The sequence below is a fragment of the Enterobacter sp. MGH 37 genome (assembly GCF_000534515.1).
Lineage (GTDB): Bacteria > Pseudomonadota > Gammaproteobacteria > Enterobacterales > Enterobacteriaceae > Enterobacter > Enterobacter kobei.
This window is the reverse complement of the sequence record NZ_KI973206.1, coordinates 1,222,400-1,234,354: the sequence shown is the minus strand read 5'-3', so window position 1 is coordinate 1,234,354 and position 11,955 is coordinate 1,222,400. Positions and strand designations below refer to the sequence as shown.

The 11,955-nt window shown below is 52.7% G+C and carries 9 protein-coding genes; all 9 read right to left on the bottom strand.

The features are described from left to right. Positions 1–49 precede the first annotated feature (49 nt). Positions 50–1,090, bottom strand: coding sequence for a phosphate ABC transporter substrate-binding protein PstS (gene pstS / locus L383_RS05445; RefSeq protein WP_014881891.1), 1,041 nt, complete (start codon positions 1,088–1,090; stop codon positions 50–52). 246 nt (positions 1,091–1,336) lie between these two features. After that, entirely contained in the window at positions 1,337–2,392 is a 1,056-nt protein-coding gene (locus L383_RS05450; protein WP_023331661.1) for a fimbrial protein, read from the bottom strand. Positions 2,393–2,401: 9 nt separating this feature from the next. Further along, a complete protein-coding gene (locus tag L383_RS05455) occupies positions 2,402–4,879 on the bottom strand; it encodes a fimbria/pilus outer membrane usher protein (protein ID WP_047345002.1) in 2,478 nt (825 codons plus the stop codon). 41 nt (positions 4,880–4,920) lie between these two features. Continuing rightward, positions 4,921–5,601, bottom strand: coding sequence for a fimbria/pilus periplasmic chaperone (locus tag L383_RS05460; protein ID WP_023331659.1), 681 nt, complete (start codon positions 5,599–5,601; stop codon positions 4,921–4,923). A gap of 100 nt (positions 5,602–5,701) precedes the next feature. Continuing rightward, positions 5,702–6,223, bottom strand: a complete 522-nt coding sequence (locus tag L383_RS05465) for a fimbrial protein (protein WP_023331658.1) — start codon at positions 6,221–6,223, stop codon at positions 5,702–5,704. 330 nt (positions 6,224–6,553) lie between these two features. Then, positions 6,554–8,383, bottom strand: a complete 1,830-nt coding sequence (gene glmS, locus L383_RS05470; RefSeq protein ID WP_023331657.1) for a glutamine--fructose-6-phosphate transaminase (isomerizing) — start codon at positions 8,381–8,383, stop codon at positions 6,554–6,556. A 224-nt stretch (positions 8,384–8,607) separates the two neighbouring features. Next, positions 8,608–9,978, bottom strand: a complete 1,371-nt coding sequence (gene glmU, locus L383_RS05475) for a bifunctional UDP-N-acetylglucosamine diphosphorylase/glucosamine-1-phosphate N-acetyltransferase GlmU (RefSeq protein ID WP_023331656.1) — start codon at positions 9,976–9,978, stop codon at positions 8,608–8,610. Positions 9,979–10,116: 138 nt separating this feature from the next. Beyond that, the gene (locus tag L383_RS05480; RefSeq protein ID WP_006177560.1) at positions 10,117–10,536 is read right to left on the bottom strand and encodes a F0F1 ATP synthase subunit epsilon; all 420 of its coding nucleotides are present in this window, start codon (positions 10,534–10,536) and stop codon (positions 10,117–10,119) included. A gap of 20 nt (positions 10,537–10,556) precedes the next feature. Continuing rightward, positions 10,557–11,939, bottom strand: coding sequence for a F0F1 ATP synthase subunit beta (gene atpD / locus L383_RS05485; protein WP_003862362.1), 1,383 nt, complete (start codon positions 11,937–11,939; stop codon positions 10,557–10,559). Positions 11,940–11,955: the final 16 nt, after the last annotated feature.

Here is an 11,955-nt window from a genome sequence, read left to right as displayed (position 1 = left end):
TCGGCGGGTAAGCGCAAGCGCCACCCGCCATTTTCGTCAGAATACTAAATTAATACAATGCTTTACCGCTGCTGTCTTTCACGTTGGTTTTCCATGCAGCACGAATCTGCTCAACCACGCTGTCTGGCAGGCTGGCGTAGTCCAGGTCGTTAGCCTGTTTAGCGCCGTTTTTGTATGCCCAGTCGAAGAACTTCAGCACTTCAGCGCCCTGCTCAGGTTTCTTCTGCTCTTTGTGAACCAGAATGAAGGTGGTGGAGGTGATTGGCCACGCACCTTCGCCTTTCTGGTTCGTCAGATCCTGCGCGAAGGATTTGCTCCAGTCAGCGCCTTTTGCAGCGTTAGCAAAGTTCTCTTCGGTCGGGCTTACAGGTTTGCCATCAGCAGACACCAGTTTGGTGTAGGACAGGTTGTTCTGCTTCGCGTACGCGTATTCTACGTAGCCAATTGAGCCAGGCAGACGCTGTACGAACGCAGCGATACCGTCGTTACCTTTACCGCCCAGACCAGTTGGCCAGTTAACGGTAGAGCCGGAACCGACTTTCGATTTCCACTCTTCGTTCACTTTTGCCAGGTAGCTGGTGAAGACGAAGGAGGTACCAGAACCATCCGCGCGGCGAACCACGGCGATGTTCTGAGCAGGCAGCTTCAGGCCTGGGTTGAGCTTAGCGATCGCTTCGTCATCCCATTTTTTGATTTTACCCAGGTAGATGTCACCCAGGGTTTTGCCATCCAGCACCAGCTCACCAGACTTCACGCCCGGCAGGTTGATAGCCAGAACCACACCACCGATCACGGTCGGGAACTGGAACAGGCCTTCCTGATTCAGTTTATCGTCAGACAACGGCGCGTCTGATGCACCGAAATCAACGGTGTTAGCGGTAATTTGTTTTACGCCACCGGAGGAGCCGATACCCTGATAGTTAACCTTATTACCGGTTTCTTTCTGGTAGGTATCCGCCCATTTGGCATACACCGGCGCAGGGAAGGTTGCACCAGCGCCAGTCAGGCTTGCTTCTGCAAATACAGAGAACGCGCTCAGAGATAAGGTCGCGGCGACAACAGTTGCGACAGTGGTACGCATAACTTTCATAATGTCTCCTGCAAGGATTTCGTAAATCATTGTTTAAGTGGCTACGATGAGCAAAATAGGACAAACAGGTGACAGATAAATGTACGAAATATGACAGTTTTATGACAAACACAAAGGAAGGTGTAACCACATGAAAAATATAGCACTTAATTCATCAGGCATTCATTTTTTTGTCATTTTTATTTTAAAGATCGCCGTTTTGTCCGTGAAATATGACAACGGCTGTCATAAACAGCCGTTAATGGATTAGTGTCCGATTTCAATCGTCAGGGTAGCCGTGCCGTTGAACGGACCGGGCGCGGGTCTGGACCCGGTTGCGCTAGCCGGAGCGCTTGAAAACGTGAGCGTCCCCAGCGTCTCGCCTTCCAGAGTCACGGGCATTTTGGTCGTTTCCGCCTCAAGTTCACCGCCGTTTACATTAATTTCCCTGTTATGTTTATCGTAAATCTTAATCCCCACGTCCGGATTATCGGTAGCCACCATCGTACTGTCGGCTGTCGCGGCAGAGGCGTGGAAGGATGCCCCCAGCGTGTCGGTAAACATCATATTTGAACATTTGATATTGACCTGCCGGGTAATCTTGCGTGAAGACACCGCCTGGCCCCGGTTAGCTGAGAATTCCGATGCCAGAATAGACTTGAAATCAATCATTATCGCCTGGCCTTCATCTATCTCGCAGGTTTGCGGTACCGTGACCGATCCCTGCACAATCACATCCGAGATGATTTCGTTCGAGACGGTACGGGGATCGATAGTGGCATAGATATTTGCCATGACCATCGACGGTATGGTGATCGTGCCGGTAAATTGTTTTTTGACATACAGATAAATAAAGCCCGACCCGCCGCTGTAAAACGTGGTTTGCGAACTGACGCCATTATGACACCGGTACGTTCCCCCAATGTCATTTGGCAGGTGATCGAAGGGAACGGTGGTGTAGCCAACGCCAAGAATGTAGATTTGCAAACCGATATCAAGATACTTATTGAGATAATAATAGGAGATATTGTTTCTGCTAGTGGTGGGCTGCAGGGCTGGATTAACCACGCTGGTGATGTAAGCATGATCGTAACTTTCATTTTTCCCCGTCTGGCAGTAGCACGTTCCCTTAAACGAAGTCGTAGAGTTATTCATATCGATCATATGCTGCATGCCAACCAGGTTATCAAGCGTCGTTAATTGTTCCGCGACAGTGAAATAGTTATGGTATTTGCCGTTGTCTGGTACGCAGTAGCCGGTAGGCGCCGCCTGTAAAAAAAAAGCGGCAAAAAAGAGAGTAAAAAGCCAGAATTGGGGTTTCATTCTTATCCTTTATCGACAAATGACAGGCAGTTGCACCAGCCCGGAATCAGGTTTCTGATGGATGTGATAGTCAGCCAGACAGACCTTGCCGCTGCTGAGCGTCAGTGAAAATTGCCCCGATTCGGGCATCCCGGCGAGATAGAGTTCACCTTTGTCACCGACAATTCCCGTTGCGCTTCCCACATCAAGCGCAGCGGTACCCACCGCACCAAACGGTGCAGGCTTGCCGTTCGCAAGTGAAACGCTAAACAGCACCCGATAGCCGATGTGCGTAACAAACTCGGCTTTCACCACCGCGCCACGCGTAGGCACCAGGTTTTGCACGCTGCGTTCCAGCTCAACGTTGCCTGAAACAAAATCCTTATTCTGAAGCGCAATACGGTTTTCATCGTAGGGTGAAAGCTGCGTCTTCACGGTGTAGCCGCGCCAGTCGGTGGCAACGCCGCTGGCGTTATCTACCGATAACCCTGCCGCACCAGGCGCTTTGATCAGCGCCACCGTTTCGCCCATCTCCTGCGAGAAGGTGATGCCTTCGTCGTGGATCAACACGCCGCCGCTGACGCCGTAGTTCAGGCTCTGGCTTTCGTCGCTCCAGGCATAATTCGTCTTTAGCGAGCCGTAGGACGCATCCCAGACCAGTCCCGCATTTCCCGCCGAGGTGCCGCGGTTTTCATACACAGACTGCTGTATGTTCCAGCTCAGATTGTTATCGTCGAGCAGATTGCCGTTCAACCCAATCTGGTGGGAAGGTGTGCCATGGTTACTGTGGGCGTAGTTGTAGTTGACGTAGCTGTTGGGTAACCAGGCCGAAAGCGGCAGAGACAGCGACAGCATAACGAGATGCTCGCTTTCATCTTCTTGTTGCCACTCTCCCATGCTGTCAGACACCGTATCGGTATAGTTCCACGACAGGTTCCACACGACCTGCTTCCAGCTGTTGCTGTAGCCTATCTGTATCAGGCGCTGCACATCGTCCGTACGCCAGAATTGCTCCCGGCTCAGCGTAAGATAGACATTACCGTACCCCTCGGAAAACGGTTGAGTCCAGGTGCCTTCTACCCGGCTGCGGCGGTTGCCCGTATGCCAGAAGTTCTCGCTATCGCCCGTGCGCGATGCCCATTCGCCCAGGGTGTAAAACCCTTCCGTTGAATAGCGATAACCTACAATACGCAGGCTGGTATTGCTGACGTCGAACGTTTTTGAGTACAGAAAACGCCAGGATTGCCCCTGCTCGTCATCGTCCGTAAAGTGCGATTGGGCATGGGTGATATCCATCGAAATAGCGCCGATATTGCCGAGATCTTTACCAATGCCGGCGGCAAACGCGCGGTAATCGTCTGCCAGCTGCGTGCCACCATACAGCGTCATTCCCCACGCCATTCCGTGCAATACCTGTGCCTGCATCACCTCTGGCATAAACCGATCGTTATCACGACGCTCACCAATGCTGATGTCCACATCCGTTTGCCCCTCCCGACGCAAAATTGCCAGAGATGCGTAAGGCTGAACAAAATGCTGCTCGCTGCCGTCTTCCTCTTTGATGGTGACGTCCAGATCTCCGCCGCTTGAGGTGGTGTTGAGATCGGTCAACGCAAACGGCCCCTGCGGCACGGCCGACTGATAAATCATGTAGCCATTCTGGCGGATGGTGACCACGGCGTTGGTTTTCGCCACGCCGCGCACCACCGGCGCAAAACCGTTCTGGCTATCGGGGAGCATGTCGCTGTCGGTGTACAGACGCACGCCGCGCACCTGTGAACTGTCGAAGAGATCGCTCGCGGTCCACGTATCACCCGCCATGGCCTGGCTGCGCAGGCTGGCAATATCATGCTGTAAGTACGTGCTCAGCGAACGAACGTTACCGCGGCTGTTGACCGCATTTAAGGCGCTATAGTTACGCAGACGCCATCCGCCAATGTTCAGCCCGCTGCGTAAATTCAGGTAGTAGAGATCGTCACTGTCATAGTCTGACTTCAGCGTCTGGGTCGTGGAGAAATCGTAGTTCAGCATCAAAGCGTCAATACCCTGATCCCAGCGCGAGGGCGAAATGGCGTCACGCGCCGTGGCGTCCAGATAGACCTGAGGGATCGACGCCTTCAGCGCAAGCTTTTCGCTGTCCAGCGTCCATTTCGCGCCAGGCAGCACCGGCACCGGTTCACAACCTTCAGCATTCACCGTATCCAGCGCTTTAATCGCGTTCACTTTCAGGCCAAACATCGCCAGCGTGTTTTTTACATCCACAAAACAAGGCGCCAACGCACTCTCCGGATCGTGGCGGAAAAAACGCACCGCCCTGCGCGCAATGAATCGATCGTTCACATAGATATCAACCTGATATTCTCCTTCAGGCAGGTTATCCGGGCGATTGAACTGGCTGATATCGACCTCAATGGGCCGATCAAGCTCCAGCAGACGCACGTTAAAGAGTGGTCGTGTGGCACTGACGAGAAGCGGATAGCTTCCTCCCAGCCACAGCAGGGATAAAATCAAAGAGTGAAAACGTTTCAATACAAGCAACCCCGCCGCGGTTAAAGAGGTTGCTGAATAGCGTCGCTAATCGCGCCGTAATCATTAATACTGTGCCAGGTGAGCATTTTGCTCACGCCAGCAGGCAGCGCCAGCCGACGTGTCTCAAACGGCATTATCATCGCCAGGTCGAGCGGCTTGCCATCAATAACCACGTCGATCACATTGACGTGAATGGCCGTCGGGTTGGTGACCACCAGCATGCTGCCCTGCCGTTGCCATTTCACTTTCAGAGCGGCTGTTTCAGGCGTTTCCTTAACACCCGCCGGACGCCAGAAGAGTTTAATGCGCGTTTTGATGGCAATTTCCAGCTTGCTGCTTTCTTCGGTTGTCGACGGGGGAATATTTTTAATATTCAGCCAAAACACGGACTCCCTGTCAGACGGTAATTCGCCCTGAGTTTTAATGATACGCAGGACACGCTCCTGGCCGGGCTCCAGCCGGGAGACGGGAGGAATAACCGTAAAGGGCGGCTGGTGCTTATCCGCATTGTTAAAAGGCTCAACCCATGCCTGAAGAAGGTAAGGCAGTGCCGTATCTTTATTTAAGACAGAGAGGGTGGTATCTGCTTTATTTCCAGGGAAGATAACGCGGGTGCCACCAATAACAATCCCGGCACTTGACGTCCCGGTAGCGAATGAGAAAAGAAGAGCAACAAATAAAATTATAAAACGCCTGCGCATATTATATCCTGTAACAGGCCTGGATAATTCCCGATAAAAGGGCGCAACAAACCCAACCTCACCAGGCCTGATTATTTTTTACAGAAAGAGATTGAAGGAATTAATTACTGTATGTAATCGTAAATTCCGAATCCGCATTGGCAATGCCCGCCGTTACGGTTGCAGACGTGGCGATATAGCGAGCCATAAATGGTAACGACGCCTTGCCGGAGGAAATAGTGGCAGGCGTAGACTGATTGTAAAGCTTAAGCAGACTGTTATCGGCGCGGTTATAAATTGCAATCGCAACGCCACTCGCCCCGCCAGAAGACAGCTTCAGGTACCCGTCACCGTCTTCGGTGCCGTCAAAACGGGCGCTGGCTTTTTTGTAGGTATCCGGGCAGTTCAGCAGATCGATCTGGAATGCCTGAACCGACGCCATTGACCCCACGCCGGTAAACGTTGATTTATTCACTTTGCCTAAATCAACGGTCTGGTCTTTAGTACCGGTAGACACCTCACAGGTACTATCGATAATTTCGCCCGTGAAATGGACAGTACCATTGCCATTGGCCGCATGTGTCTGCGCACCGAAAAATAAAGAGGAAAGCACAACAATGCTCTTTAACGTATTTCCTTTCATTACAACACCATCCTGAATTATACATTGCAAAATACTATTTCCCTGATAAATACTTCAGGGCATACAAGCGAAGAGCATTAAACTCTTTAAAATAAAAAATAACAAGAAGAAATATTATTCTATTATTCTCGCCTGCTGAATATGGAATAGTTCAGGATGAAATGAGGTCTTAATATAATATTATATTTAAAAAAACAGGATTAATTCTACCAGGATTTATATATCTCTATTATTCCAGAATTATATTTTCAGAGTAAATTTATATTTACCGATCAAAAAATAGCCCCACAATCATAGATTTATGGGGCTATTTCACTTCAATATATAAAATTATTCAACCGTGACCGATTTCGCCAGGTTACGCGGCTGGTCAACGTCAGTGCCTTTGATCAGCGCCACGTGATAAGCCAACAGCTGCAGCGGAACAGTGTAGAAGATCGGTGCAATCACCTCTTCGACATGCGGCATTTCGATGATATGCATATTGTCGCTGCTGGCAAAACCGGCATCTTTATCAGCGAAGACGTACAGGACACCGCCGCGGGCGCGCACTTCTTCGATGTTGGATTTCAGTTTTTCCAGCAGTTCGTTGTTTGGTGCCACAACGATGACCGGCATATCCGCATCAATCAGCGCCAGAGGGCCGTGTTTCAGCTCGCCTGCCGCATAAGCTTCAGCGTGAATGTAGGAGATCTCTTTCAGCTTCAGCGCGCCTTCCAGCGCGATCGGATACTGATCGCCACGGCCCAGGAACAGGGCGTGATGTTTGTCAGAGAAATCCTCCGCCAGCGCTTCAATGCGTTTGTCCTGAGACAGCATCTGCTCAATACGGCTCGGCAGCGCCTGCAGCCCGTGAACGATGTCGTGCTCAACGGAAGCATCTTCGCCTTTCAGACGCGCCAGCTTCGCCACCAGCATCAGCAGAACCGTCAACTGAGTGGTAAACGCTTTAGTAGAAGCGACGCCAATTTCGGTGCCCGCTTTGGTCATCAGCGCCAGATCGGACTCGCGCACCAGTGAAGAACCTGGAACGTTACAGATGGCCAGAGAGCCCAGGTAACCCAGCTCTTTAGAAAGACGCAGCGCTGCCAGGGTATCTGCCGTTTCACCGGACTGAGACAAGGTGATCATCAGGCTGTTGCGACGCACAGCGGATTTGCGATAGCGGAATTCAGACGCGATTTCCACGTCGCACGGCACACCCGCCAGGGATTCAAACCAGTAGCGAGAGACCATACCGGAGTTGTAGGAGGTGCCACAGGCGACGATCTGAATATGCTCAACCTTGCCGAGCAGTTCATTGGCATTGGCACCCAGTTCGCTCAGATCCACCTCGCCGTGGCTAATGCGCCCGGTTAGGGTGTTTTTGATCGCGTTTGGCTGCTCGTAAATCTCTTTCTGCATGTAATGACGGTACGCACCTTTATCGCCCGCATCGTACTGCAGATTCGATTCGATCTCCTGACGCTTAACCTGCTCGCCTTTGGTATCGAAGACGGTCACGCTGCGGCGAGTCACTTCCGCGATATCTCCCTCTTCCAGGAAGATAAAGCGGCGGGTCACCGGCAGAAGTGCCAGCTGATCGGAGGCGATGAAGTTTTCCCCCATCCCCAGACCGATAACCATTGGGCTACCGGAACGCGCGGCCAGCAGCGTGGACGGGTCGCGGGAATCCATGATTACCGTACCGTACGCACCGCGCAGCTGAGGAATAGCGCGCAGTACCGCTTCACGGAGCGTGCCGCCCTGTGCCAGCTCCCAGTGCACCAGGTGAGCAATCACTTCGGTGTCAGTTTCAGAGACAAAGGTATAACCGCGCGCTTTCAGTTCTTCGCGCAGGGGTTCGTGGTTTTCGATAATGCCGTTATGGACGACCACGATGTGTTCAGACACATGCGGGTGAGCGTTACCTTCGGATGGTTCACCGTGCGTCGCCCAGCGGGTGTGCGCAATACCCGTCCCGCCGTGCAGCGGATGTTCTTCCGCAGCCTGGGCCAGCATATGCACTTTACCCAGGCGGCGCAGACGGGTCATATGACCTTCTGCATCTACGACAGCCAGACCGGCAGAGTCGTAACCACGGTATTCCAGACGACGTAAACCTTCGAGAAGGATTTCAGCAATATCACGCTGCGCAACTGCGCCAACAATTCCACACATATTTTAGATTCCGAATTTAGGCATGATGCCTGCGTTGTCGCTGACCTGTATTTGCCCTTTCCGGGCACCCCGAGCCTTGTAGAGAGTGGGGTTATAGTTATGGGTGCTGCTTGTGGGGGGAGATATATATTTATCTCCTCACCCGGGTTTGCCTGATGACGGCTACGCCTTATCAGGCCTACTCAATGGTAGGGCGGGTAAGCGTAGCGCCACCCGCCTTGTTGTTACTTCTTCTTCACCGGGCGTTTCCAGCCCTGCTTGTGCACCTGCGGCACGCGGCTTAACACTAACTCGTTATCCGCCACGTCACGCGTCACGGTCGTCCCGGCGGCAATGGTCACGCCGTTACCTACGGTGACAGGCGCCACCAGCTGCGTGTCAGAACCCACGAACACGTCGTCGCCGATAATGGTTTTGAACTTGTTGGCACCGTCATAGTTACAGGTAATGGTTCCTGCACCAATATTCACGTTGTCGCCAATTTCTGCGTCACCCAGATAGGTCAGATGACCGGCTTTCGAGCCTTTCCCCAGACGCGCTTTTTTCATTTCCACGAAGTTGCCTACGTGAGCGCCTTCCAGCAGCTCAGCACCTGGACGCAGACGCGCAAACGGACCGATAGTACACGCCGCGTCCAGATGAGCATCTTCAACCACGCTGTACGGGCTAATTTCGCAGTCGTCACCGATGACGCTGTTTTTGATCACACAGCCGGCGCCAATTTTGACGCGGTTGCCAAGCTGAACGTTGCCTTCAAGGATAACGTTAGTATCAATCTCAACATCTCGCCCGTGCGACAAGGTCCCCCGCAGATCGAAACGCGCTGGATCGCGCAGCATTACGCCGGCCAGCAGCAGCTTTTCGGCCTGCTCAGACTGATAAATGCGCTCAAGACGAGAAAGCTGCAGACGGTTATTCACGCCGTCCGTTTCACTGATGCGCGCTGGATGAACGGCGGCAATTTCTCGCCCTTCGTGGTACGCCATCGCAATGATATCGGTGATGTAGTACTCACCCTGCGCGTTGTTGTTATTGAGCTTCGACAGCCAGCGCTTCATATCTGCGCCATTGGCAATCAGGATACCGGTGTTGATCTCCTGAATCTGACGCTGTTCATCGCTGGCGTCTTTGTGTTCAACGATACCCGTTACGTGGTCGTTCTCACGCGTGATACGGCCATAGCCCGTTGGGTCGTCCAGTACGACGGTTAATAAACCGATGCCGCCCTGCGGTTTGGCTGCACGCAGGCGAGTCAGCGTCTCGACGGAGATCAGCGGGACGTCTCCGTAGAGCATCAGGATGTCTTCGTCATCGGCAAAAAAAGGGGCGGCCTGCTGCATTGCATGGCCAGTACCCAGCTGTTCAGCCTGGAGCACCCAGTTGAGCGCGTCATCGTTCAGCGCCTTTTTAAGCAGATCGCCACCGTGTCCATAAACCAGATGGACCTGACGGGCCCCCAGTTCATTCGCTGCATCAATGACATGCTGCACCATTGGCTTTCCTGCCAGACGGTGAAGCACTTTAGGCAGATCGGAATACATGCGGGTACCTTTGCCAGCGGCAAGGATCACCACGCTCATCGCACTGTTTGACATACGCATCCTGACGGTAATTTAAGTGAGAAGTAAAGACGTTTGATACTTAAAATTCTACATCTTTTTCATCATGAATTAAGGCACAAAAAAAAAGCCAGCCTGGTATACAGACTGGCTTTTGAGCTTTTCAAGCCGGTGTTACATCGCTTTTTTGGTCAACTCGATAACGCGCAGTTTCGCGATCGCTTTGGCCAGCTCCGCAGACGCCTGAGCGTAATCCACGTCACCATGAGAGCTGCTAATGTGCTCTTCAGCCTTACGCTTCGATTCCAGGGCTCGTGCTTCGTCGAGATCCTGGCCACGAATAGCGGTATCGGCCAGAACGGTCACACTGCCTGGCTGCACTTCAAGAATGCCGCCGGACAGATAGATAAACTCTTCATGACCGAACTGTTTAACGATGCGGATCATACCAGGCTTAATGGCGGTGAGCAGCGGTGCGTGACCCGGGAAAATACCCAGTTCACCTTCACTACCCGTTACCTGGATTTTCTCGACCAGACCAGAGAACATTTGTTGCTCTGCGCTGACGACATCCAGGTGGTAAGTCATTGCCATATCACCCTCCGATTAAGGCGTTAAAGTTTTTTGGCTTTTTCCACTGCTTCTTCGATGGAACCAACCATGTAGAACGCCTGCTCTGGCAGGTGATCGTATTCGCCTTCCATGATGCCTTTAAAGCCACGGATGGTGTCTTTCAGGGAAACGTATTTACCCGGAGAACCGGTGAATACTTCCGCAACGAAGAACGGCTGGGACAGGAAGCGCTGGATCTTACGCGCACGTGCTACCACCAGTTTGTCTTCTTCAGACAGCTCATCCATACCCAGGATGGCGATGATGTCTTTCAGTTCCTGGTAACGCTGCAGCAGGGACTGTACGCCACGCGCGGTGTCGTAGTGTTCCTGACCCACAACCAGTGGATCCAGCTGACGGCTGGTGGAGTCCAGCGGGTCAACGGCCGGGTAGATACCCAGAGACGCGATCTGACGGCTCAGTACCACGGTTGCATCTAAGTGCGCAAAGGTGGTGGCTGGTGATGGGTCAGTCAAGTCATCCGCAGGTACGTATACCGCCTGAACGGAGGTGATAGAACCGGTTTTGGTAGAGGTGATACGTTCCTGAAGAACACCCATCTCTTCCGCCAGCGTAGGCTGATAACCTACCGCTGAAGGCATACGACCCAGCAGTGCAGATACTTCAGTACCGGCCAGGGTGTAACGATAGATGTTATCAACGAACAGCAGAACGTCACGGCCTTCGTCACGGAACTTCTCAGCCATCGTCAGACCAGTCAGCGCAACGCGCAGACGGTTTCCTGGTGGCTCGTTCATCTGGCCGTAAACCAGGGATACTTTGTCCAGAACGTTGGAGTCGGTCATTTCGTGGTAGAAGTCGTTACCCTCACGAGTACGTTCACCTACGCCCGCAAATACAGAGTAACCGGAGTGCTCGATCGCGATGTTACGGATCAGCTCCATCATGTTTACGGTTTTACCTACACCCGCACCACCGAACAGACCCACTTTACCGCCCTTCGCAAACGGACACATCAGGTCGATAACTTTGATGCCGGTTTCCAGCAGTTCCTGAGAGCTTGACAGCTCTTCGTAGGAAGGTGCCGCGCGGTGGATAGCCCAACGCTCTTCTTCACCGATGTCGCCTTTCATGTCGATTGGCTGACCCAATACGTTCATGATACGACCCAGTGTTGCTTTACCTACAGGCACTTCGATCGGGTGCTCAAGGTCTTTCACTTCCAGACCACGACGCAGACCGTCGGAAGAACCCATCGCGATGGTACGCACGATACCGCCGCCGAGCTGCTGCTGAACTTCCAGCACCAGGCTCTCGTTACCATTCTGTACCTCAAGCGCGTCGTACACGCGTGGTACGGCGTCCTGAGGGAACTCGACGTCCACCACGGCGCCGATTACCTGGACAATCTTTCCAGTAGCCATCTTGAATCCTCTACGT

Coding starts and splice junctions, on each gene's coding strand:
- pstS (WP_014881891.1), bottom strand. CDS start 1,090: ATGAAAGTTATGCGTACCACTGTCGCAACTGTTGTCGCCGCGACCTTA.
- L383_RS05450 (WP_023331661.1), bottom strand. CDS start 2,392: ATGAAACCCCAATTCTGGCTTTTTACTCTCTTTTTTGCCGCTTTTTTT.
- L383_RS05460 (WP_023331659.1), bottom strand. CDS start 5,601: ATGCGCAGGCGTTTTATAATTTTATTTGTTGCTCTTCTTTTCTCATTC.
- L383_RS05465 (WP_023331658.1), bottom strand. CDS start 6,223: ATGAAAGGAAATACGTTAAAGAGCATTGTTGTGCTTTCCTCTTTATTT.
- glmS (WP_023331657.1), bottom strand. CDS start 8,383: ATGTGTGGAATTGTTGGCGCAGTTGCGCAGCGTGATATTGCTGAAATC.
- glmU (WP_023331656.1), bottom strand. CDS start 9,978: ATGTCAAACAGTGCGATGAGCGTGGTGATCCTTGCCGCTGGCAAAGGT.
- L383_RS05480 (WP_006177560.1), bottom strand. CDS start 10,536: ATGGCAATGACTTACCACCTGGATGTCGTCAGCGCAGAGCAACAAATG.
- atpD (WP_003862362.1), bottom strand. CDS start 11,939: ATGGCTACTGGAAAGATTGTCCAGGTAATCGGCGCCGTGGTGGACGTC.